The organism is Mycobacterium sp. 1274761.0 (genome assembly GCF_001668615.1).
In the GTDB taxonomy this organism is placed as follows: Bacteria; Actinomycetota; Actinomycetes; order Mycobacteriales; family Mycobacteriaceae; genus Mycobacterium.
Map to the genome: position 1 here is coordinate 1 of NZ_LZMC01000015.1, position 25280 is coordinate 25280.

The 25280-nt window shown below is 61.0% G+C and carries 13 protein-coding genes; 4 read left to right on the top strand and 9 right to left on the bottom strand.

Translation table 11 applies throughout. The features are described from left to right. The coding region (locus A5651_RS01825; protein ID WP_156662515.1) for a non-ribosomal peptide synthetase at positions 1 to 4329 on the bottom strand (4329 nt) is incomplete at its 3' end. 889 nt (positions 4330 to 5218) lie between these two features. On the opposite strand from A5651_RS01825, the gene A5651_RS01830 reads away from it, so the two are divergent. The 3 genes from A5651_RS01830 (at position 5219) to A5651_RS01840 (ending at position 9594) form a co-directional block, all read left to right on the top strand. Further along, positions 5219 to 6511 carry a glycosyltransferase gene (locus A5651_RS01830; RefSeq protein WP_066974976.1) on the top strand — a complete coding sequence of 431 codons (1293 nt, stop codon included), beginning with the start codon at positions 5219 to 5221 and terminating at the stop codon, positions 6509 to 6511. Between the two features lie 145 nt (positions 6512 to 6656). Next, the gene (locus A5651_RS01835) at positions 6657 to 7925 is read left to right on the top strand and encodes a glycosyltransferase (RefSeq protein WP_066974978.1); all 1269 of its coding nucleotides are present in this window, start codon (positions 6657 to 6659) and stop codon (positions 7923 to 7925) included. A gap of 280 nt (positions 7926 to 8205) precedes the next feature. Continuing rightward, the gene (locus A5651_RS01840) at positions 8206 to 9594 is read left to right on the top strand and encodes a hypothetical protein (protein WP_066974980.1); all 1389 of its coding nucleotides are present in this window, start codon (positions 8206 to 8208) and stop codon (positions 9592 to 9594) included. Positions 9595 to 9650: 56 nt separating this feature from the next. Here the strand turns inward: A5651_RS01840 and A5651_RS01845 are convergent, their stop codons facing one another. Then, entirely contained in the window at positions 9651 to 11210 is a 1560-nt protein-coding gene (locus A5651_RS01845; protein WP_156662520.1) for an MFS transporter, read from the bottom strand. A 656-nt stretch (positions 11211 to 11866) separates the two neighbouring features. On the opposite strand from A5651_RS01845, the gene A5651_RS01850 reads away from it, so the two are divergent. Further along, the gene (locus A5651_RS01850) at positions 11867 to 12679 is read left to right on the top strand and encodes a phthiotriol/phenolphthiotriol dimycocerosates methyltransferase (RefSeq protein ID WP_066974982.1); all 813 of its coding nucleotides are present in this window, start codon (positions 11867 to 11869) and stop codon (positions 12677 to 12679) included. Between the two features lie 565 nt (positions 12680 to 13244). On the opposite strand, the gene A5651_RS01855 is transcribed toward A5651_RS01850, so the two are convergent. The 7 genes from A5651_RS01855 to A5651_RS01885 form a co-directional block, all read right to left on the bottom strand. Continuing rightward, the gene (locus A5651_RS01855) at positions 13245 to 14501 is read right to left on the bottom strand and encodes a glycosyltransferase (RefSeq protein ID WP_066974984.1); all 1257 of its coding nucleotides are present in this window, start codon (positions 14499 to 14501) and stop codon (positions 13245 to 13247) included. Positions 14502 to 14516: 15 nt separating this feature from the next. After that, the gene (locus tag A5651_RS01860; RefSeq protein WP_197496501.1) at positions 14517 to 15917 is read right to left on the bottom strand and encodes a UDP-glucose/GDP-mannose dehydrogenase family protein; all 1401 of its coding nucleotides are present in this window, start codon (positions 15915 to 15917) and stop codon (positions 14517 to 14519) included. Positions 15918 to 15990: 73 nt separating this feature from the next. Next, the gene (locus A5651_RS24760; RefSeq protein WP_231988495.1) at positions 15991 to 16977 is read right to left on the bottom strand and encodes an NAD-dependent epimerase/dehydratase family protein; all 987 of its coding nucleotides are present in this window, start codon (positions 16975 to 16977) and stop codon (positions 15991 to 15993) included. A gap of 493 nt (positions 16978 to 17470) precedes the next feature. Then, the gene (locus tag A5651_RS01870; protein WP_082943536.1) at positions 17471 to 18367 is read right to left on the bottom strand and encodes a cupin-like domain-containing protein; all 897 of its coding nucleotides are present in this window, start codon (positions 18365 to 18367) and stop codon (positions 17471 to 17473) included. Positions 18368 to 18917: 550 nt separating this feature from the next. After that, positions 18918 to 20189: a glycosyltransferase gene (locus A5651_RS01875; protein ID WP_066974992.1), complete on the bottom strand. Its 1272-nt coding sequence runs from the start codon at positions 20187 to 20189 to the stop codon at positions 18918 to 18920. A 114-nt stretch (positions 20190 to 20303) separates the two neighbouring features. After that, positions 20304 to 21440, bottom strand: coding sequence for a DegT/DnrJ/EryC1/StrS family aminotransferase (locus A5651_RS01880; RefSeq protein ID WP_066974994.1), 1137 nt, complete (start codon positions 21438 to 21440; stop codon positions 20304 to 20306). Between the two features lie 666 nt (positions 21441 to 22106). Further along, positions 22107 to 25280, bottom strand: a 3174-nt coding sequence (locus A5651_RS01885) for a condensation domain-containing protein (protein ID WP_231988496.1), incomplete at its 5' end; no start/stop codon positions are given.

The window sequence follows — 25280 nt, forward strand, 5'->3', positions numbered from 1 at the left end:
AGGATCGCCCGCCTCACTCCACCGCTCAGCCAACGAAAACGTCAAATCCACCCGCGCCGATTCGGTGTCCGCCGGCAGCGATGTCACCTGCACATCACCCAAATCCAGCGCGGCGGCGGGATCATGATCCTGGCCGGCGAAGTTCTGCCAGGCCAGGATGACCTGTATCAGCGGGTGATGAGTCAGCGAGCGGGTGGGGTTGAGCCGCTCGACGAGCACCTCAAAGGGCACGTCCTGATGTTCGTAGGCGGCCAGGCTGCGCGCGCGTACCTGCGCCAACAGTTCAGCGGCTGTCGGATCGCCGGTGACCTCGACCCGTAACACCAAGGTGTTGACAAAGAACCCGACCAAGTCATCCAGGGCGGGGTCGCGCCGCCCGGCGATCGGGAACCCCACCGCCACATCGTTGCTGGCGCTGAGTTTGGCCAGCAGCACCGCCAGCGCCGCCTGCACCACCATGAAGCTGGTCGCGTTGTGTTCGCGAGCCACCCGCGCCACCTGCTGCTGCACCGCGGCCGGCCAGTCCACCGCCACCGTGGCGCCGCGGTAATCCGCCACCGGCGGATACGGCCGATCAGTGGGCAACGCCAACCGCTCGGGCATATCGCCCAGCGCCTGCTCCCAATACGCCAACTGCGCGGCGATACGACTATCGGGATCATCAAGATCCCCCAACTGGTCACGCTGCCACAACGTGTAATCGACATACTGCACCGGCAACGGCACCCACCCCGGAGCCCGCCCGGCGCAGCGGGCCGCATACGCCACGCTCAAGTCAGTCACCAGCGGAGTGATCGACCAGCCATCAGCAGCGATATGGTGCACCACCGCCACCAACACATGCTCAACGTCGCTGATGCGGAAAAGCTTCGCCCGCAACGGAATACCGGTGGCCAAATCAAACGGCTCACCCACCACCGCGTCGATGGCCTTCTGCAGCTCACCCGGCTGCCAGTCAGCGGCATCGACGACCCGCCAGCCAACCTCGATCTGCTCGGCGGGCAGCACCAACTGCTGAGGAGCGCCGCCCGACACCACAACCAATGTGCGCAGGCTCTCGTGGCGGGCCACCGCATCACCCACGGCCGCCTGCAATGCCGCGACATCCAGACGTCCATCGAGCTGCAACGCCACCGCCATGTGATACACCGCCGAGGGGCCCTGCAACTGATCGATGAACCACAACCGGTTCTGGGCAAACGACAACGGCACCACCGCCGGGCGCGGCCCGGCCACCAACGGCGCCAGCCCATCACCGGCGGCACCGACGCGCGGCGCCAACTGCGCCACCGTGGGCGCCTCGAACAACGCCCGCACCGACAGGCCCGCGCCCAACGACTTATTCACCGCAGCGATCAACCGCATCGCCAACAACGAATCACCGCCGAGATCAAAAAACGACTCGTCGACCCCGACCCGCTCCACCCCCAACACCTGGGCATAGATACCGGCCAAGATCTCCTCAACCGCGGTGGCCGGAGCGCGGTAGCGGTCAGTGTCTGTGAAATCAGGTGCCGGCAAGGCGCGGGTGTCGAGCTTGCCGTTGACCGTCAACGGCAACGCCTCCATCACCACCACCGCCGCCGGCACCATATAACCCGGCAGCTGCTGGGCCAGCGCAGGACGGATCGCAGCCGGATCCACCGCCCCGGTCACATACCCCACCAGGCGCTTATCACCCGTACGGTCCTCGCGGGCGATGACGGCGGCCTGCTCGACGCCGTCGAGGGCGTTAAGCGCGGCCTGGATCTCGCCCAACTCGATACGATGCCCACGAATCTTGACCTGCGCATCAGCCCGGCCCACAAAGCGCAACTGCCCGTCAGCACCCCACCACACCAAATCCCCGGTGCGATACATGCGGGTTCCCAGTCCACCGAACGGGCAGCCCACGAACCGCGACGCCGTCAATCCCGCCCGTCCCACATAGCCGCACGCAAGTTGAGGCCCGGCGACATACAACTCCCCGACCACCCCCGCGGGCACCGGCCGCAGCCAGCCATCGAGCACGAAAAACGCCGCCCCCGGCACCGGCGCACCGATCGGCGCCTCGCCTGAGCCGGGCGCCAGGGGGGCACTGAACGCCACCCACATCGTCGCCTCGGTCGGGCCGTACTCATTGATCATCACCCGGCCCGGCGCCCACCGATCCACCACCTCAGCCGGGCACGCCTCCCCGCCGACCAGCAACGTGATCGAGTCCAACCCCTCCGGCGACAACATCCCGACGGCCGACGGGGTCTGGCACAACACGTCGACTTGCTCATCAATCAACAGGGCGCGCAACGTCTCCGGCGATGCGGCTACCGACTCGGGCACCACCACCAGCCGGCCGCCATGCAGCAGGGCGCCATAAATCTCCCACCCCGAGATGTCGAAGCTGTACGAATGCCACTGCGACCACACCTGCCCCGGTGCGGCCAAACCCGCATCCAACGAGCCCATCAACTCGAACACGTTGCCGTGAGTGATCGCGACCCCTTTCGGCACACCGGTAGTGCCGGAGGTGTAGATCACGTAGGCGATGTCATCGAAGCCGGGAGCCGGCAGCGCAGTCGCCGGATAGCTATCGATGCGGGGATCGTCGACGTCGACGACCATGACCTCGAAGCCGTCGAGCCGCTCGGACAGTTCCGCGGTTGTCAACGCGGCGATCGGAGCGGCATCTGCGACCATGAACTCGATGCGCGAAGCCGGATGCGCCGGATCGATCGGTAGGTACGCTGCGCCCGACTTCAGCACCGCCAGCATCGCCACGATTGCCTCGGCCGAACGTGAGAACAACAGCACAACACGCTGCCCTGGACCCGCCCCCAGCCCGACCAACAGGTGGGCTAACCGATTCGACGCGTCATCGAGCTGTCGATAAGTCATCGAACGGGGCCCGCACTTCAGCGCGACTGCATCCGGCGTCCGCGCAACCTGCGCGGCGAACGCCTCGGGAATCGATGCGGCCGATGAAACCGGACGGGTGAGCACCGCCCGATTACCCCACTCGTCCAGCCGGGTCTGCTCATCCGGATCGACCACATCGATCGACGAAAGAAGCCGCCTTGGATTCGCGCTCATGGCGGACAAGAGCCGCTCAAAACGCGCCGCCAAATCAGTGGCTTCCAATCGGCCGAATGGTGGCTGTCCTGCGCCCAATGTGCTTAGGGAAAGTTCATCGCCGTCCCTGAAAAAAACCAGGCCGGACTGTCCGCCGAAGCCGGCATTGGTGAGGGTGCCCGTGACCAAGGCGCTTCCGAAATACCCCGTGTGCGCAGCAGGAATGATGTTCACGACTACCCGATTCGAGGGTTGTCCAGAACCAGCTATTCGCGCCCTGCTCTGCAGGGTCTGTACTGGGTAACGCTGATGCTGAAGCGCTTCCCCTATCCGTGCGTTTACATGATGACAAAAACTAGCAAGCGTTGAATCGGCGGAGGTTTTCAATACAAGTGGAACGACACCGGAAACCATTCCTGGAACTATCTTGGTCTCCGGACTCACACGCCTGCTGACTGGAAAGTCCAGCACGACCTCGGAGCGCTCGACATCGTACCCCCGGACTAAGAGCGCACAGGCTGCAACAATTACCGAAGAACGATGCACCCCCAAGTCACGCGCCAATTCATCAATGCGGTTTGCAACCTGCGATTGCAGCGGAATCGGTGCGGAAAATTCATCGGTGTCGACTCCGGCGGTGGCGACCGGCGCGAGGGGTGTTGACGTTCCTTCGGCGGGAAGATTACTAGTCCAGTAAGTCTGGTCATCGAGGTAATCTTTCGAAGCTGCATAATCGAGTTCGCTTTTAACGAGGTCCTGTAACGAGCCGAAGAAAGACGGGGGGACCTCCTCGCCCGCGGCCAGCGCGGAGTAAACAGCTGCGATCCGATGGCAAACAAGGCCGAGGCCGATCCCGTCTACCACAATGTGGTGGCAGCACGCGACTAGATAGTATTCATCGACGCGGGTCCGCAACAAAGCAAACCTGAACAACGGACCGGTAAACGGCATTTGCTCGCGCCTGATGGACGACGCTAAGCGATGTACTTCCTGTGTCGGGTTCGGTGAGCTTGACAGGTCATAACGCGGAAGCTCCACGTCAGGGTAATCGAGAGGCCTCTGAAGGATTTGACCATCGACCTCAAAGATTGCGGCCCTGAGTGGTTCAGCCTCGCGCACAACTCGAAGAATCGCTGATTTGAGGAGCTCAGGATCTACCTCGCCATCGATCCGCAGCAGTTCGCCGAGGTGCAAGTTCGCACCCGCGCGGCCCGTTTCCTCCTCGAGCCACACCTCGATTTGTCTCTGCGTGAGCGGAAATGATCGCTCATCGAACACCATTCGACACCCCTCAGACACCCCAAGTCGACGCTTACCTGCAGAATTCCCCCCCGCAACCCCTCAGCAAACTCTCCGAAGCATATAAGTGGGTTTATCTTCAGCGCAATTCGGGCCTTCTGCTTGGTCCGAGCCAGAAAATGTGAGGTCAAGGACGCCGGCGAGGACTAGCCACGACCTGCGTGGGGCATCGTAGGCCGAGAAGGCGAACCTTCCGTCGACCTCGCCGGATTGATGCATCTCTCCCCATTGCTAATTAGATGAGTGAACTGTCTAAACCATACTGAAGGCGGCGAGATGAGGTTCAGGTTTCAGCAAAGTCCCTGGATGTGGTCTGTTTCACAGCTTGCCGATTAAGCGTTCCCGCTGGCTTATGTGCTGTCGCCTGCGACGACTTGTTCTGCTCGAACGGCGGCCAGCTGCCGTGCAGGCCCGAGTCTGCCAACGCTCAGTGAACTCCAAAATGCGTTGAGAACCTCATCCCTCAACTATTCTGCCCGAGGGCGCCCGCGCCGAGCGCACACCGGCCTTGAATCGCGACGCCTGACTGTGCCGACGGAGATTCGCGGCGGTTCCAAGTCAGAGGCTCCGCGCCCCGCCTAGGTTTCGCTGTCCGATCGAATAGCAGACGCTACGACCTCGGCAATGGCTATCACCGAGTGTGCCCGCGCAGCGCTGCCTTGAGGAGGGAATGTATCGCGCGACAGGCTGAATGCAGACCAGCTTTCCCGTCGTTCTACCAGCACGCCGCTCGATGGCCGCAAAAACGCAGCTATGCCACGCTCGAACTCGCGCCGCCAATACCCATAGACCGGCAGATCCAAGAACAGACGACGGCCCGTCGAAGGACGTCGCCTGCAAAATGAATCGACTCATTAACTAGGATTCCCCCATGAAATTCGTGCTCGCCAGCTATGGAAGTCGTGGCGATGTCGAGCCCTGCGTCGCTGTCGGGCGTGAGTTGGTACGTCGCGGGCATGAGGTTCGCCTGGCAGTCGCGCCTGACATGGTTGGGTTCGTCGAGTCGGCTGGGCTTGCCGCGGTCGGCTACGGCCCGAATGCGCGTACGTGGCAGGACTTGCACCGCACTTTTCTGACGCGGCTCTCTCGAGCCTGGAAACTCAGAGAACTGATCAGATTGTGGCGCGAAAATCGGGCATTGTTGAGCCAATACCTCGACGAAACCAACACAACGCTTCTGCGGCTAGCGGACGACGCCGACCTGCTGCTTACCGGCCCCCTCGGGGAGGATGCCGCTGCGAACGTCGCGGAATATCACGACATCCCACTAGCGACCCTGCACTTCGTTCCGATGCGCGCCAACGGCCAGGCCACTCCCTTTCTGCCGGCGCCGTTGCAACGCTCAGTAACGAGGTTCGGGGAGTGGATGCAATGGCGCGTGCTGTACAAGAAGGCCGAGGACAGGCAACGCCATGAACTGGGGTTACCGAAGGCAACAGGTCCCTCGCCACGCAGGATCGTGGACCGTGGATCGCTGGAGATACAGGCCTACGACGAAGTGTGGTTCCCCGGACTTGCAGCCGAATGGGCACGGTTTGATGGCAGGCGCCCGTTTGTCGGCACGCTGACGATGGAGTTGCTGACAGAGGCCGATGAAGAGATTGCGTCATGGGTTGCAGCGGGAACACCACCGATTTACTTCGGCTTTGGCAGCATCCCAGTCGAACTGGTCGAGTCTCCTGCCAACGTTCTCGCGATGATCACAGAGAGTTGCGAGCAACTCGGCGAGCGGGCCTTGGTTTGCTCCGGCTGGAGTAATTTCAGCGAGACACCTCAATCGGACAACGTCAAAGTCGTACCCGCGATGAATCATGCGGCGATTTTTCCTACGTGTCGCGCAGTGGTCCACCACGGCGGCTCGGGCACTACCGCCGCCGGCCTGCGCGCCGGAGTACCCACGCTGATCCTTTCGACATGGCCCGAGCAGGCGGGCTGGGGGGTTCAGGTTAAACGCTTGAAAGTCGGGACAGCCCGGCCCTTTCCACAAGTCAGCCGCGAATCGCTAGTCTCGGACCTCCGCACCATCCTCGCTCCGCAATACGTCAACCGGGCTCGCGAAATCGCCACCCGGATGACCAAGCCCGCGGAGAGCGTCGCGGCCGCCGCTGATCTTCTGGAGAAAGAAGCGCGGCTCGAACCTGTCGGCCAGAGCAACAAGCGCTGAAGCTTGGGTCGTCTCGTCAGATAAGTCCGATGAGCCGATCCACGCCGTTAGGCCGGCGAGTACGTTGGTTCAAATTGCGTAGGCGCGTTGGGCCTACCCAACAAACAATGAAGGGCTCCGCAAAACCGAAAGGCTATGACTCGCGATGAAGATTGTCGTGGCGTGCTATGGGACTCGCGGTGATGTGGAGCCCTGCGCCGCGGTCGGCCGTGAACTGCTGCACCGCGGGCACGAAGTGCTCCTCGCCGTCCCTCCGGACTTGGTTGCGTTCGTCGAGTCGACAGGACTCGACGCGACCCCCTACGGTCCGGATCCGAAAGCGATGCTGGATGCGCACTGGGCCTTCTACAGGATGTTCTTTCGAAGCTTCTGGCGAGTCCGCGAAGTAAGCAGATTGTCCCGGGAAGCATGGGAACCCCGAGCCCAAGCATGGGGAGAGATGAGCAGGACGCTGGCGTCGCTTGCAAAGGGTGCCGACCTGCTATTCACCGGCCTTGTTTTCGAGGAGGTCGCTGCCAACGTTGCGGAGTATCACGACATTCCGTTCGCCTCGCTGCATTACTTCCCAATACGACCCAATGGCCAGCTCCTTCCCTTCCTGTCGGCGCGATTGTGTCGCTCTGCCATGCGGGCGCACGAAAGACTGATTTGGCGCGGAACAAAGACTGTGGTGGACGCGCAGCGGAGCGAACTGGGACTCCCCAAGGCAACGCTGCCTCCTGCGCGACAAATCACCGAACGTGGATCGCTGGAAATCCAGGCCTATGAAGAGGTTTGCTTTCCTGGACTGGCAGATGAGTGGGCGTCGTTAAGTGGCCAACGGCCCTTTGTCGGCGCACTGACGATGAACCTGCCGACGGATACCGATCGAGAAGTCGCGTCTTGGATCGCCGCGGGACAGCCGCCGATTTTTTTCGGGTTTGGCAGCGTCCCGGTGGGATCTGCTGTCGACACGCTCGCAATGATTACCGCGGCATGCACGCAGTTGGGCGAGCGGGCGCTGGTTTGCGCAGCTGGAATTGACCACTCCCAAGTAGCGCATTTGGACGACGTCAAAGTGGTCAGCACGACGAATTTCGCGGCCGCCTTCCCCGCCTGCCGCGCGGTCGTCCACCATGGGGGTGCAGGGACGACGGCAATGGCTCTGCGTGCCGGTATCCCGCAGTTGATACTGTCGACGGACCTCGATCAGACTCTTTGGGGAGTTCGGGTCAAGCGTCTCAAAGTTGGTTCAGCGCGGCGCTTTTCGACTAGCACGCCGGATTCGCTGGTGGCGGACCTGCGCACCATCCTGGCTCCGCGGTACTTGTCGCGGGCAGAGCAGATTGCGCCGCAGATGTCGAATCCCGCCGAAAGCGTCGCGATTGCCGCCGACCTTCTCGAGAAGTTCGCTCGCATGGGGTCTATCTGTTGATAAACATCGTACGTCCGATGACCAACGCAGGTTTTCGCGCAGGCTAGGACCGCGATACCGTGAGGTGTTTCTGCACAGCATTGCTTTTGCTCATCGACGCGTAGCGGTGTGATCATAACGACGCACCGTCCGTCCTTGGATCGTCACAGCGATCGGTACTCTTACACGATGAAATTGGTACGGAATCACCCAAGCTGGCTCCGTCCTTGCTCTGTCGTCCTTCCGCATGGGGCGTACATATCTCAGGTGGGCCATTGATGCGCGGCGTTGGAGGTTGATCATGCCACTCCGCAATTCTTCGAGAAGGCCGTCCCTCGAAAGCCATGGGAGGCCGGACAATCGGCTATCGCTCATGGACAACGGCTTGTTCGCCCAGCATCACGCGATCGGACGCAATCTAGTCATCCAGGCCGTGTGGGTCTATGAACACCCTATCGATTTCGACGGCGTGAGCCGATTTCACCGCAACCTTGGTTACGGGCTGTTGGGGCGGCGCATCGAGCGTTCGCCGCTGCCGTTCGGGTGGCATCGGTGGGTATTAGATCGGGGGCCTTCGACATTCGACATCGAGGAGTGCGCCCGTCCACCTGCTGAACTTGGCGACTGGACTGATGAACGCTCACAACTGACTATCGACCCAGAGCGGGGCCCCGGTTGGCATCTCGGTGTCCTTCCGCTGGAAGATGGCTCGACCGTGGTCAGCCTCGTGGTTTCCCATTACTTGATCGACGGCCTTGGACTTGTCGTGGCGTTAGTTGATGCGGTCCTGGGCAACACGCGGGAGCTTCAATACCCACCGCCAGGTTCGCGGGGTCGACTACGCGCGATGGCACAGGACACCCGACTAGCCGTGCGGGACGCACCGGAGGTCGCCCGGGCGCTTCGTTTGGCGGCAAGACTGACCCGCGACCGCCGGCGCGATACTGCGCAACCACCATCACCACCGCCTGCCGTGCTCGATGAAGGCACCAGCGATGAAGCTATCGTCGTGCCCGGCATCACAATTCGCGTTGCCCTAAATGAATGGGACGGACGTGCGAACGCTCTCGGCGGAACGAGTAACATCATGACTGCCGGGTTCGCAGCGAAACTTGCGGCCCACCTGGGGCGGCGACGCGCGGGTGACGGAGCCGTCACCTTGCAACTCCCGGTGAGCGACCGTGTCGAGGGCGATACGCGTGCGAATGCAATGTTGATTGCACGCGTGACCGTCGACCCGACAGGTATAACGACGGATCTGCGTGACATCCGCGCGGCGATAAGACAGGCGTTGAAAGCCGTGCGAGAGACGCAGGACGAGTCATTGCAGCTCGCTTGGCTTCTCCCCTTCACGCCGAAGCGGGCGTTGAAGCGGATGGACGATGCAATAGTCGGCGACCAAGATCACCCGGTGTTCTGTTCTAATCTCGGCGACGTCGGCTCGATAGTGAGCCGCCTCGACGGTACGGATGCCGAGCGCGTCACCGCACGGGTGATTGCCCAACACGAATCGCGACAGTGGCTCGAGCGAACCGGTGGTCAACTGATTTTGCAGTCCCTGCGTGTCCCCGGCAGCTTCATCATCAGTGTCGACGCTTACCAGCCCGGAGCCGAGAATACAAAGGCCGCTTTGCGTAATGTGGCTGCGCGCACGCTGGCTGACTTCGGCCTGAAAGGCACGATCGAATAACTAGTCTCCGATCCCAACTATGCCTCAACGGGAAACCGTAATGTGCGCGTGTACTGCTACAGTTCTCCGGCGTCGATGGCCTTTTTAACCTCCTGTGCGTGCGCCACCTGCTGCGCGGTGTAGCGGATACACAAGGCAATTCCAGCGACGAGTACGCAAAGCCCAGCCAACCACAGCAAGCCATAGGTGATGCTTTGGTCCAGCGCATGCAACTGAGCGGCGCTCATCAACTTTGCAGGGCCGGTCATTCCGCCCAAAGAGAGATTGCGCGAGGTGATCACCGCCTGGATTGCGGCCAGCACTACCGGTCCCCCGAGTGTCGACAGCATCAGCGCAATTGCCGATGTGGGCCCGATACGGTCATCCCCGACGCTCGCGATGGCCGAGAGCATGAGCGGCACGTTCGCCAGGCCGATACCAACGGCGCCGACGACGAGTGGCAGCACCAGATTCGGGAAATACGGCACGCCCATGTGCAGTGTCATGCTGCTTACTAGCACCGCGACCACTACAAGGAGGCAACCAGCAATTACCACCACCCGCGGTGGGAACCGCATCACCAGGCGCGACGCGGCGCCCATCCCGACACCAACGGCAATGACGAACGGAATAAATCCAAGGCCGGCGTGCAGAGTGCTGTAGTTCAGAATTTGCTGTACATAGAGGGCAACGAGGACGATGAGGCTGAACAGGACCCCGCCAGCTAAGAAAATGGTCGCGAAGGTAGCAAGTCGATTGCGGTCCACAAACAAGTCGAACGGAACGATTGGGTTTTCTGCGCGCCGCTCGACTACCGCGAACGCGACGAATGCGCCGAGTGCGAGCGCGCCTGACCCGAGCGTCGTTGCCGACAGCCAACCCTCCTGCGGACCTATCGATATGCCGAAAACCACCGCTACACAAATCAATATGGTCAACACGGCGCCCGTGGCATCGAGCTTCATTCGCTCCGTCCGGGTCTCCCGGAGTGCGGTGTGCGCCAGCCAGATGACCATCAACCCAAGCGGCACGTTCATTATGAAGACGATCCGCCATGACACATCTGTGAGTGCCCCGCCCAAAGTCAGGGCCAACACGGAGCTAATCCCGCCCATCGCACCAAAAATCGCAGTTGCTGCGTTGCGTCCGGGGCCTTTCGGGAATGTTGTCGCTACCAGTGCCAAACACGTCGGTGAAAGAATTCCCGCCGCGATGCCCTGCAGTAGCCGGCCTGAGAGCAGGCTGGCCGAATTCCACGCGATCCCGCACACCGCTGAGGCAATCGTGAACAGCGCCGCCGCGACGATAAAAGTACGTTTACGTCCGAAGGTATCGCCGAGCCGGCCCCCCAGCAGCATCACGCCCCCGAAGGTCAGTACGTAAGCCGTGATCACCCACCCTCGCGCGGCATCGGAGAGGCCCAGCTCGTTCTGGATCTTGGGTAGCGCGAAAACCGCTATGGTGCCGTCCATCGCCGCCACCAGACCCATGCCGCTGATAACGACGATTGCGGCTATGAAGTGGCGACGCGACAGAGAGGTCTGCAGAAAACCGGTCGGATCACTTTGCGTCGCCGTTTCGGACGGCATGGGGTCGCGACGTTCCAATGCCCTACCATCCACGACGTTGCGCTTCATTGCCGACCGTCATAGCGGACTACGCTACAGCAATTGCAGAAAGCTGCGTTAGCCGCCAGCCCCACAGTAAATTCGGTCGGTATTTCCTTCTTCACGATGTGTGCGGCGGACGGTACGCGGCGGATTCGGCATTGCGCGATACGAATTGGGCGCTGCTGGCGTTTTCTGCGCTGGGTGGCGCAGACTCCCACGTCAGTTCGAAGGATCTCGGGGAGATGCGATCCAAGATCGGTGATGGAAGCTGCGCCGGCGTCCTGAGGAACTCATGATTCATTCAGCGACTTGTGGCGTTGTCGGCTTCGGCCGCTTCTAACAGCCCATCGAAAGTGAGCAGATTCGCGGGTCGCATCGGCCAGACGATCGGCTTACACGGAGCGCAGGACTCGATCGCGGTGTGTCAGATCCGGTAGCTAGCGCCACTGAGGGCGATTACGCCGGACCGGTGAAGAAACGGTCGATCAATCGGGTGCGGCGGTGGCCTCGAGTGCTCCGAACTGAACAAGAGCATCTCGCGTTGGCTGGTGCTTCGGCTCGCCGGCGTCCGCCACGGTTCCATGAATGCTTGGATTCCTCGTAAGCAAACTGATCTGAATTTGCCGTACCTGGCGTTGCGGTTGTGGTTAGAGTGCTTGGGTGTCCAGCGGGAGGGAGGCACTGTGAATTCACCACCGCTCGCCGATCGGCTCTGGGTCACCCCGGTCGGCCGGAAAGTCGGCCAGGTCGTCAATAACTGGTTCTATACGTGGCTGCACCGCAGCGTCGATGACGATGTGCTGTTTATGAATTGGTGCTACGAGGAAGACCCGCCGATGGAAATCCCGCTATCCGACGGGGATGAGCTGGATCGGTATGCGATCCAGTTGTATCACGCCGTCGTCGATGGCACCGACCTCACCGGTAAGCAGGTGCTAGAAGTTGGCTGTGGCCGCGGCGGCGGCGCGTCGTATTTGACTCGCACCTACCACCCGCACCGATATATCGGGTTGGATATTAGCCACGGAGGCATTGAGTTCTGCCGGCGCCGCCATCATGTCGACGGATTGGAGTTCGTTCAGGGCGACGCCATGGATTTGCCGTTCGCCGACGAATCGTTCGACGTGGTGATCAATATCGAGTCGTCCCACTGCTACCCCAATCTGGGACGATTCCTCTATGAGGTCCGGCGAGTGCTAGTGCCTGGTGGGGTTTTCCTGTACGCGGATGTGCGTCGCAGATTCGAATGCACGCTGTGGGATGACGAGCTGCGGTCCCGATTCTCGGTGGTGTCGTGTCGAGAAATCAACGCTGAGGTGCTTGCGGGGATGGAGTTGAACTCGGGGCGGTGGGAGCTGGCCGCTGATGAAATGTTGCCTCGTATGATCCGGCGGTGGGGTCGGCGAGGGGTGCCGGGACGGGACACGTCGGTCTCGCAGATCGTGATCGACGATGTGGTGTCCTACCGCATGTACCGCATGACTAAACCAGGCTGAAGACAACAGACCTCCCCTGACCGGTGAGGCAGTGTCGGTATGGGACATGGGTTTGGGGGTTCACGTCTGTCGCAGTGACGAGGTATTCACCTTATTTGCCTAGGATCAGACGATCTCCCGCGTGGGGCCCGGTCGAAGACACGCGCTGAGACGTCGTAGCCGAGGACGGTGCAGCGCACCCATCCGTCGTCTTCGTAGTATTAGCGGTTCGCGGTGCAGACGGCGAGGGCGTTGAACTCCGGCCGCATTAAGCCTAGGTACCTTTCGCGCCCAGTTCGCGCCCCACAATTATTCTGCCAGTTGCTAGCCTCGCCGTATTCGGGCGGAATTGGGTAACATTCTCAGCCAACCACGAGTGCCCTCCAGTCCAGCTGGCACGGTGACGAATACAGTCGTCGGCATCGTCGGGTACCGGCCCGAGTACTGCACGACCATCTTGGACATGACGAATGGCCCGCCTGCGGCACGTCATTTCTCTCGATATGAGCCCATGCCACCGACCTCGGAGTGGAATCTATCTCCTCCCGAAGGCTGACCGGTGGAATTTGTCGATGGCGCTCGCTCCCTAGCAGCTCATCCTATGGCGCGCAGCTTTCTCCAGTAGGTCGGCGGCGGTCGCAACGCTGACGGCTGGAGGCGTCATGCGGGTCGCGATCTCGCGGGCGCGACTGACATATTGAGGGGCGATGATCGTGCGCAAGTCCGCAACCAGCGATTCGCTGGTGGTTCTCGCAAACGGCCGCGCGGTACCGACTTGCAGTCGTTTTACTTGAGCTCCCCAGATCGGCTGATCAAAAGCCTTCCAAAGGACGAGCGTCGGCACCCCTGCCCGGAGGCCCGTGGCCGTGGTCCCGGAGCCACCGTGGTGCACGACCGCGCGGCATTTCGGGAAGATGTCAGCATGGTTGACCGCGGATACCAGCTTGACGCCGTCGACCCGAGGCGCGCGGCTGAAGTCGCTCCAGCCCGAAGAAATCAACGCACGCACGCCCAGCTGCTTACAGGTTGAGGCGATTAAAGCGAATGTATCGGCAGCGGAGGCGACCGGCATGCTGCCGAAGCCAAAGAAAATGGGTGGTGTTCCCTCTGCGATCCACGACGCAACCTCCTCGTCGGCATCTGTAGCCAACTCCATCGTGAGCGCGCCGACAAACGGCCGCTGGTCTTTGAATTTTGACCATTCGATTGCCAGCCCGGGAAAGCAAACTTCGTCGTAGGCCTGTATCTCAAGTGATCCACGCGCCGCGATGCGACGCGACGACGAGCATCTCACCTTTTGGAGGCCTAAATCACGCCGCTGCTCGTCTTCAAGGCGCTTCAAGACGCGCCAAAGTAGCCAGTCGTTCAGGGTCATCGCGAGACGGTTCAACCGTGGCGGCAAGGAAGTTCGTGCCTGGCCGTTGGGACGTATTGGGGTGTAATGATATGTGGCAAATGGGATGTCGTAGTACTCCGCAACGTTGGCAGCGGGTTGCTCAAAGACTGGGCCGGTAAACAGTAAGTCGGCGCCGTTCGCCAACGACGTCAACGTCGTACTTATACCTTCCCAGCACGGCGCCAGAATTTTCCATAGTTCGTGCCAAAGGTGGGTTGGATTCGGGAATTTCCTGGAACCACTTTGTGGTGGCATCCATAGGTCAAGCCACGCCTGCGCATCCACGCCGTAGCCGAGTGCCGAAAGCCCAGCCGACTTGATGAAGCCAAGCGAGTCAGGCGGGACGGCCATGGACACTTCGTGTCCCCTCCGTAGCAACTCACGGGCGACGGCGGCGCCAGGTTCAATGTCCCCGCGACTTCCGTAGCTCGCCAGCGCAAACTTCATTACACCGCTAAACCTTCACTTTTCAAACAGGGTGGAAATCCTGCGACGACGATCATTACTTCGCTTCTTCGAACGGTCGTTCATCTTCGGATCGGCCTCATGGACTTCGGATAAGTACGGGGCATTCCCGTTACCGATGCCGCGAGACGTAATGCCCACCTCGGCGAGCGTTTTGGCGTCAAGAATGTTTCTCGTATCTATAACGGTTTTGCCGGCCATCAACTGCGCCACACGTTCCCAATCAAGTGAGCGAAACATCGGCCATTCAGTAAGTAGGACGACTACATCCGCGTCCTCCACGGCTTGATATGCATCCGTAACAACTGCAATGTTGTCGGTAACGCCGGGAACGTTCTGCGGCAGGACTGGGTCGTAAGCCGCCAATTCGCATCCCTGGCAAGCTAATTGGGCAGCAACGTCGAGTGCAGGCGAATGACGGAGGTCGTTCGTGCCGGCCTTGAAAGCTAGGCCCAGTAGAGCGATCCGCTTGCCGTCCAACGACCCTCCTGCCGCGGCCCGGACTCGATCGACGATACGCAATTTCTGTCCTTCGTTGCTGCCAGCGATTGCTCGGAGAAGTGGCAGTTCTAGTCCGATATGCTTCGCGGTGTACAGCATCGCGGCGGTATCTTTGGGCAAGCAAGAGCCGCCCCATCCAGGCCCTGGCTGCAGATATGATTTACCAATCCGAGGGTCATATCCCATACCCTCGGTCACCGATGCGATGTCCGCGCCAAGAAGTTCACATAACTCCGCGACCTCATTGATGTACGACAATTTCGCAGCAAGAAAAGTGTTCGACGCGTACTTCACCATTTCTGCGCTTCGCGAATCCATGAAAACTGTGGGCGCGGCAAGCGCGTCGTATAGTGAAGCAATCTTCTGGGCTGGTGCCGCTCGATCGGAACCGATTACGATGCGGTCCGGATTAAGAAAATCGAAGACTGAGTATCCTTCGCGCAGGAATTCCGGATTCGAGACCACGCTAATCTGGGGCCGATTGAGAAGCGCGGTGACGTGCGCCGCTGTCCCCACGGGCACAGTTGACTTGATGACAAGGACGCAATCCTCGGAAAGCGCGTCGCGAATGTCAAGCACGGCGTCGTCGAAGAACGTCAAGTCCACTCGACCGCCTACCCCCATGGGTGTGGGCAGACAAAGGAAGACAACTTCAGCTTCCGCGACGACTGCTGGAGCAGCATCAACATTCACAAAAGTAAGGTGTCCTGAAGCAAGGCCTTGGCGAACAAGCTCCGCAAGTCCTGGCTCGACTATATCGACGTGACCGTGTCTCAGCCGCTGTAGCTTGGATGAGTCCACTTCGACGCACGAGACAAGATGTCCGAGCGTAGCCAGGCAAGCTCCCGAAGTGAGCCCGACGTAACCAGCCCCAATCACAGCGATGCGCGCACTCACATCTTCCCCCCGGACTGTGCACTTCCCTATGGATACCCTGATGGTTACCTGAGCATACTTAAAGGGTTGCCAGTCATCGGTCTGTTTGTGAGAACGGTATGCCTGTCTCTAGTTGGTCCCGGAACCACCTAACCGTTAGACCCAAGCCGTCGTCCAACCTAGTCACCGGTTCCCAACCCAGAATGTCGCGTGCCAGAGAAATGTCTGGACAACGCATCCCTGGATCGTCGGGCGGTCTCGGAATGAACGCGATCTCTGGGTAGGAGCCCACCGTTACTGCTACGCGTTTCGCCAAGTCCAGAACGGAGATTTCTTCGGGATTGCCGAGGTTAACTGGGCCGGCACAATTAGAATCGATAAGCCGCACTAGGCCTTCCACCAGGTCGTTGACAAAGCAAACAGATCTAGTCTGGCTGCCATCACCAGCTACTGTTAATGGTTCGCCATGCAGCGCCTGCCAAATGAAATTGGGAATAGCACGGCCATCATTCGGCCGCATCCGCGGGCCATAGCAATTGAAGATGCGAGCGATACCGGTTCTAACGGCGAGCCGGTCGCGATAACTTGTCGTGAGGGCTTCCGCAAACCGCTTTGCCTCGTCATACATGCTGCGCGGTCCGATAGGGTTGACATTGCCCCAATAACTCTCTGGCTGTGGGTGAACTTTTGGGTCGCCATAAACTTCAGATGTGGACGCTAATACAAAGCGAGCGTCTTTTTCGTGCGCCACCTCCAGGCAATTGAGCGTTCCGATAGAGCCAGCCTTAAGCGTTTCGATTGAAAGACGTGCGTAATCCCGCGGAGACGCCGGGCTGGCGAGGTGAACTACCACATCAAGTGGGCCGAGTATCGTCATATGATCCGTAGCGTCGCCCTGTACGAAATTGAATCCGTCAAGTTGGGACAAGTGCTCTACATTGGACGAGCTACCAGTGCAGAGATTGTCGACGCAAAGCACCTTATAGTCGTCGTGCAGCAAGCGCTCGCACAGCGCCGTGCCGATGAATCCGGCTCCCCCCACTACAAGTGCGTTACGCATAAGTGAGGATATCAACTCCACGGCTGCAGCTAAGTAATGGATGAGATTCGGTCAGGCCGGTCACATTACTAGCCTTTCGAGTGTTGTGATCCGATTTGATACTTAGGGCGAGAGGCTGCGGTCGTGCCCGCTAATGCGAGCCTGAATCGTCCACCTTACCGCTTGATTCTTGCAGAGCTCTGCCGAGTCGTATACAAGCCCACGGCCCACGCGGCAAAACTAATTCTAATATCCGGCGTGAGAGCTCCAGCGGATTACCAGTCTCAAACGATGCAACATGACGCTCGATGGCTGACCGGCAAGCTGCTCCGCTGGCAAACATCTGGGGCAGGTTAGTAAGACACTCTCCCAAGGGAGAAACGTCGGCACGTGATCCGAGTAGCAAAAGCCGACGGACTGATGCTGACGGCTAGCAAGACCTTCATCGAATGCGCTGCCCCGCCGTGCCCGAGCTCATGAGCCGGCAGCGTTGTCGGTGAACGCGGCTGCCCGGTGACGCACTGCCTTCCGGTCCCTAGGCGCTTTGGGGTATGGCGGAGGGTCGGCGTCCAACGCCGGTGGCGACTTTCTGCACCACAAGGCTTGCTGCACCGCGAAGGCTTCGCGCATAGCTTCCCAGGCGACGGGCCGTCTGGCGCGGGTGATGGAAGAAGCTGGCGTAGCTGGAGTGCCACCAGTAGTTGATCGACAAATTCGGTTCGATACCGAACACGGCATGCCACCAGAAGCGGGGGATGAATAGCATGTCGCCCGGGCGGAGCTCAAGGAGAGCGCGGTCGGCGCGTGCCCACTCGGGGAACTTGCTCAGATCCGGCTGAGCGACGTTGATCTGCGAGATGTTATTACCGATGTAACTGAAGGGAAAGGGGTATACGCGGGCGATCTCCCGCGGTGGGCACAGGATTATCTGCTTACGGCCGCAAATCTGGGTGAGAAAGTTGTCTGCGTAGTCGTAATGCAGCGGAGTGAGATTATTGCCCGGGCCGAACCAGAAATTGACGGCTGTGTATTTGTCTTCGTCGACAAACGCGGGAAAACGGACATCCGGCCACAGCTCGGGGAGGGCGCTTTTGATGGGAAGCTGGACGGCGTAGAGCTGTCCGTCGGAGATGGCACCGGTCCCGACCATCTCGATGAATTCAGCGAACCTTATGTCCGAAGCGGTGTCGGTGGCACCATCCTTCGGATCGGGGGTGTGGGTACCGGCGCCTGTGACCTTCGAGAGGTGGACGGTGCGGGCGCCGACTTTCTCCGAGAGGTAGTCGTTGGTCCACTGCTCCAGTGCGGGCCAGCCCTCCATGGCGCCGGAGACGATTACAGGGCGCTGCGGGATGATGAAGCGCTCCTCTAATTCTCGGCGGCTCGGACGTTCGACCCTCGGGACCTCAAACGTGCTCTTGACGTCAAACAACCGTTTCTCCTCTAGGACAACCTTTTTGACCCCACATTCGAGGCGAACGTATCACACACGATTCGCGCTGCATTTTGAGCGCTCAGCGCAGAATCCCCCGAGTAGCGGTTATGACAAACCGACTCCCGCCAAAGCCAGAAGTCTCTGAAAGTGTACGTCCTGTCGACGTGGGGCCGCCAACCTCAAAGAAGAGCGCTGCTGCCAGCTCCCAAGTCTTGTTTCCCGGTCCAGGCGGCACTCACGCGGTATGAAATACTCGACGACATCACCGCAAACGCGTCTGCACTCACGACGATGGTTTAAGCAGGTCATCCGATAGGTCTGAGATTGACGGCGACGCATGGCCGCCAAAATCGCGTATGAGGTGAACGGTATTGTGTTGAGGCTGTGAACCGCTCACAACTACGTATCCATCAACACAAGACGATCGTGGTTTGAGTAGCAGATGATTGACGTCGCACCGCGAATTACAATCTCGGACAGCTGGCTCGAGGAAGGGGTTGGCTGCAGGTTTATTCCTCACGATTTTCCCATGTTCAGCGTTTGCTGATCAGCCAACACTTTTGAAGCGCGCAAAATCCTCCAGGAGACTAGCGGCGCACGCAACGCTCTCTGCCGGTTTGGTCATTCGGGTGGCGACTTCACGGGCCTGGGCGGCGTATTGCGGCGTAAGGATAGTGCGTAGGTCTGCGACGAGCGATTCTCGGTTACTGCTCGAGAAGCGTCTAGTGGTGCCCACTCCTAGTCGTTTAACCACGGCTCCAAGGGCTGCCTGGTCTTGCATCATCGAGAGAATCAATGTCGGCACGCCGGCGCGCAGTCCAGCGGCCGTACTACCGATGCCACCGTGATGTACGACCGCACGACACGACGGAAAAATAGCCGCATAACTCACAGCATCTACTACCTTGACGTGGTCGAAATGAGGAATATTGCTCAGATCACTCCAACCAGAACAAACCAACGCCCGCTCACCTAGCTCCTCGCACGCAGCGCCGATCATGGCGATCGTAGCGGCGCCAGATTCGACCGGTTGACTGCCGAAGCCGAAGAAAATCGGCGGTGTACCTTCGGCAATCCACGAAGCGACCTCGTCATCTGCGTGTGTCGGCAACTCCACCGTCAGCGCACCGACAAAGGGCCGGTTATAGCCGATATGCGCCCACTCGGCCGCCACTTCGGGAAACCACATTTCGTCGTAGGCCTGTATCTCCAGCGAGCCACGTTCCGTGATTCGGCGCGGCGAGGGGGATTTTGCCCTCGGTAGGCCGAGTTCACCGCGTTGCCTGTCCTCCGCCTTCTTCAACAGCATGCGCCACTGCAGCCATTGGCTGAGAATCATCGCCTTGCGCTGCAATGTTCCCGGCAGCAGGGGACTGAGCTGGCCGTGGGCCCGAAATGGGAGGAAGTGCAGCGTCGCGAGGGGGACGTTGTAATACTCCGCGACGTTAGCGGCCGCATCCTCTCCAAGCACGCCGGTCAGCAGCAGATCGGCGTCTTCAGCTAGCCGTATCAGGGTCGTGTTGGTGTCGTCGAGGTACTGGCTTAACAGCGCCCGATTCTCGCGCCATAATTTGCTCAGATCCTTGACCCGCCATGGGGCGCGTGTTAGTTGCGTCAGGAAGGCGCGGAACGCGTCCAGCCATTTACGAGCGTCCGGCCCGTAACCGACCGCCGCGAGCCCCGCCGACTCGACGAACCCAACCATGTCAGGCGCCACTGCCACGTGCACGTCGTGGCCTCGGCGCAACAACTCGCAGCCCAGGGCAACGCAGGGCTCGGCGTCTCCGCGACTTCCATAGCTTGCCAGCACAAATTTCATGGGATGGACCTAGCCCTTGGTGGCGAATGATCGTCCTTCAGTCCCTTTTGCTCGGGCAGGGATGAATGACATCCCTCGATAAGGGATGCCAACAGGTGGCCGATGCCGCTTGTCTTAAGCATTGAGGGCCCCCTCGCGGAAAGCGGAAACGACGCGTGCCACGTCTTGGGGGGCCATGTAGTCGTGGACCGGCAGCGACACTATCCGCGAGCAGATATCTTCTGTGATCGCCAACTCAGCCGACTTGACGAGGTGGCGATCCGCGGAAAAGATCGGCTGCATATGTTGCGGCGGGTTGTAGTAATCGTGCGCACAAATCGAGTCTCTACGTAAGGCTGCAAGCACTGCCCTTTTTTGGTTGGCAGACGTGCAGCACACACTTGCGAAGCACACCGAAGACACATCGGCGTTGGGTTGAAACCGCACATCCAAGCCTGCCAATTCACGGCGATAACATTCAAAGACGTTTCGACGACTCTTCAGGCGGTCGTCGAACCCGGTGAGCTGGCGCAGGCCGATGGCAGCGCAAATCTCCTGCATCTTCCCGTTGATCCCCACTTGCGTACATGACCTCGCCCCTGTGAAGCCGAAATCTGCGAGGCCTTGCGCCTGTTCGATGAGTCGTGGGTCGCGTGAGACCATAGCGCCGCCCTCGCCGATGGCGAAGGGCTTAGTCGCATGGAATGAGAAGACTTCGCACCTGCCGCGTCGTCCGAGGCGCTCACCATCCGGGTACGCCGAGCCGAAGCCAGCCGCTGAGTCGATGACCAACGGCAGGCGCCACTTATCCGCCAGGTGCTCCCAGTTTCTGATTTGGGTGTTGCCCACGCCGAACACGTTGGCAAGCACGATTCCCGCGACTTCGTCACGGAAGCACTCCAGGATGGACTCGGCCGCGGACGTGCTGGGTTGCCACGTTTCGGGGTCGATATCGATGAACCACGGCCTGTATCCAGCCCAAATAGCAGCTTGGGCGACAGCGACGAAAGTGAACGATGGCATCAGTATGTAGCGGTCACGCCTACCCGGACCGATGCTGGCTTTAAGTGCTGCGATGAGCGCCAGCGTGGCGTTCGCGAAAGTAGCCACGTGCAGGTCGGATCCGAGATATTCGCTGATGGCGAGCCCGAATTGTCGCTCCTTCGGACCGAAATTCGTGTACCAGTTGGCACGGACGATCTGCTCGAACTCATCTGCGAGTTCGGCTGGCTTGGGGAAGCTGGGGCGGATGAAGGGGATCTCAACGGGCATCGATGCCTCCGCTCTTACACCTTCGCCACGGTTCCGGGAACACTGGTGAAGAGCTGCTAAAGAAGCGCGGTGCCGCACACCGCAGTCGAAGCTCGTCGCCTTCGGCCGCTCTGTTGAGGGCAGTGTCGCGCGCCGGTTCATCGGGGCCGCTATTGCCCGCTGACTGCCGACCGCAGCAACCCGGATAGCGCTTGCTCACTTGCGCCCGGTGGCGCTCATAACCGCATACCGGACGTACGTAGATAGCGGCCAGTTGCAACGGAACCTCACCCCCTCGGCTCCAGCAGATTATATTGCCCATTTCACACTGATGCACGAATAGACCGCGATAACCGCAGTTATGACACCATCGCTGATTTGCCAAGATTGACGCGGGCGTAGTTGGTAGCCGTAGCTGGATCGCCACGGTGATTATCGCGATGGACGCGGACATCGATGGCAGTGGTGCGTCGAACCTTAACTGGGCGCGTCCCTGTCAAAGATCGATCTGCCTTCCCGGTTTCGACATAACTAGGTGTGCAACGCTGATCGACACCGCCGCGGGCGTGGCGGTGGCCTGAGCGGCGAACGTCGCCGGTATCAACGATGCGGCGGGACCGATGGAGTGGACACCGCGCGGTTGCCGATTGCCTCCACGCCGCTGTCCCCGACAGCGGCCGGTTCGGATCAGCGGGTGATGGCCGCCGCCAGCCGCTGGAACTTTCTAATGAGGGCTTCGATGCTGGCGGCGTCGAAGACATCGGTGTCGTATTCGACGCGCACGGATAATTCGCGCCCTGGCGCGGCTTGCACCGTCAGCGGGTAATGGTTGTGCTCATGGGTGCTGAAATCGGTGATGGTCAGCTCGCCGTCGCTGGAGAGCGCGGCGGTGTCGATTGGGTAATTCTCGAAGACGAACAAGGTGTCGAACAGCTGGTCGTGCCCGGTGAGGCGGTGAATCTCGCTCAGCGCCAGATGCTGGTGTTCCAGCGTGGCGTGGTGGGCGGCGTGCAGCTGCCCGAGCAACTCGGCGGTGGTGGTCGCCGCGGTCAGCGTGGCGCGCACCGGCACGGTGTTGATGAACAACCCGACCATCGACTCGGCACCGGCGATCTCGGCCGGCCGACCCGACACCGCGGTGCCGAACACTACATCCTGCTGACCGGTCAACGAGACCAGAAGCTGCACCCAAATAGCTTGCAGCACAATGCTGACCGTCGTTTGTTGTGAGCGGGCTAGGTCGCTGAGAGCCTGCGTGCTCTTTGCAGACAGATTGAACGACGCCACGCCTCGCCGCCCCGAGCCTGACCGGCCGGCCGGACCTACCAGGGTGGAGGTGTCAAATCCGGCCAACGCTTCGGCCCAGGCTGCGCGGGCTGCGTCGAGGTCGCGGCCGGCCAGCCAGCTGATCAACCGGCGATACGGGACGGGCGCGGGCAGCGGCTGGCGGCGATAGCTGGCAATGATCTCCTGCAACAGAATTGGCAGCGACCAGCCGTCCATCACGATGTGGTGATTGGTCAACACCAACCGGTGCCGATCAGGTCCGGTGCGGATCACCACCACCCGCAGGGCCGAGCCGCTGGCGAGCTCACCGACCGCAGCGCGCTCAGCGGCCAACACCCCTTGAACATGGGAGTCCATATCGATATCGCCGGTACTCAAATCAAGAAAGCGCCAGGGCAGTTCGGGATCGGTCTCGATGATCTGCACCGGCTGGCCAAACTCGGTGCTGAACCGCGCCGCTAGATGCGGATGGCGCGTGAGGACGGTGCGCACCGCGTCGCGCAGCCGGGGTGCGTCTAGCGGTCCGGTGATGGTGATCTCCAGCTGGATCGCATATATGTCGTCATCGCCCGGCGCTGCGCCGGCGTGGAACAGCAGCCCCTGTTGCAACGGGGTCAGCGGCAACACGTCAGCGACCCGGTATTGCCCGCATAGTTCATCGAGCTGGGACTGACTTAACCGGGCCGGAGCGATATCCGACGGGGTCAACCCGCCGCCGCCCCCTCGCACATGGGCACAGATGCCTCTCAAGGCTTCAAACCACAAGCGGCTCAACAGATCCACCTGCGCGTGATCCAGTACCGAGGGTGCCCAGGTCCAGTTTGCCTGTAACTGCGGGCTCGTGTCGGCGCCGGCGGTAGCGGCGTTGAGTTCCAGGGTATGGGCCAACGACATCGGAATCGCCGCGGCCGCACCGCTCAACGCCAACCCCTTCGGGCTGATACGCCACACATCTTCGGCTACTTCACCCGCTGCCGCACCGAGCCGGCCCAGGTAATTGAACCCGAGCACCGGATCGGGTCCGGTCAGGTCCACTTCGGGGTTCAAGTACCGCAGCACGCCGTAGGTCAGGCCTTCGGGCAGGGCGCGCAGTTGTTCTTTGGCGTCTTTGACCAGCGCCCCTAGGGCGGGCTCACCGGCGGCCACCTGCGCCCAACTCAACCCGGCCAGGCTCAGGGCCACCGGATATTTTGCGGTAAACCAGCCCACCGTGCGGGTCAGATCAACATCATCGGCCAGGTCCTCGGCGCGGCCGTGGCCCTCGACATCGATGCCGACCGGCGCGTCGTCAGTGCCCAGCATATGTGACACCGCTAACCCGAATGCGATCAGCAAGATGTCTTGCACACCAGCGTGGAACGCCGCAGGCACCTCCCCCAACAGCATCCGGGTGGTCTCGACATCGAGCCGCACCGACAGGTTTCCGGCGGTGGTGAACGTATCCATCCCCGGTCGCACCGCGGGCAGTAAAGCCGGGGCGGCCGTGATCTTCCGCCAAGCCGCGGCCTGGGCCACCACCTCGGGGGTGTGGGCATGCTCGGCCAGCACTGCCGACCATCGCGCAAACGACATCCCACCCGTCGGCAGCGCGATCGGCTGGCCGTTGTGATGCTGAGCCCACGCAATATTGAGGTCTTCCAACAAGATTCGCCACGACACCCCATCAACAGCCAGATGGTGGATGATCAACGCCAACTCACCGGTCGAGCTCGCCCAAACCGCGGCCACCATCCTTCCGGCCGCCGGGTTCAACCGCGACCGCGTCGACACCACCGATTCAGCATCGAGCGCCTCGACCGCCAACACGCACTCACGTGCCTGCACCGAGCCGGCCTCGGGGACCTGCAGCGTCCACCGCCGGACGCCGTCCTCCTCAACCTTGCACCGCAACATGGCGTGCCGATCCAGCAACGCCTGCAACACCGCCACCACATCGGTCTCGCTGACCCCATCGGGGCCCTGCACCGCCATGGTCTGGTTGAACTCCTGGATTGGGCCCTCGACGTCGTGCAGCCAATACATGGCCGGGGTGGCCAGCACGGGACCCACACCCTCATCGATGATGCGCGTTGCGGTGTCGGCAACTTCGATTACCCGGGCCAGCCGGGCTATCGTCTGCTCGACGAACACATCGCGCGGGCGACACAGCAGACCCGCGGCCCGAGCACGGGTTACCACCTGCATCGACAGTATGCTGTCCCCGCCGAGTTCGAAGAAGGAGTCGTCTGCCCCGACGCGCTCGAGTCCGAGGACTTGGGCGTAGATGCCGGCCAGAATCTCTTCGACCGCGTTGGCGGGGGCGCGGTAGCGATCGAGCTGGGTGTAATCGGGTGCCGGTAGGGCGCGGGTGTCGAGCTTGCCGTTGACCGTCAACGGCAACGCCTCCAGTGCCACCACCGCTGTGGGCACCATGTAGCCCGGCAGCCGCTGGCCGAGCTGGGCCCGGATGCGGGCCGGGTCAGCGCTGCCGGTCACATAACCGACGAGGCGTTTGTCACCGGGGCGGTCCTCCCGCACGATCACCGCCGCCTGCTTGACCCCGTCCAACCCCGCCAAGGCGGCTTGGATCTCACC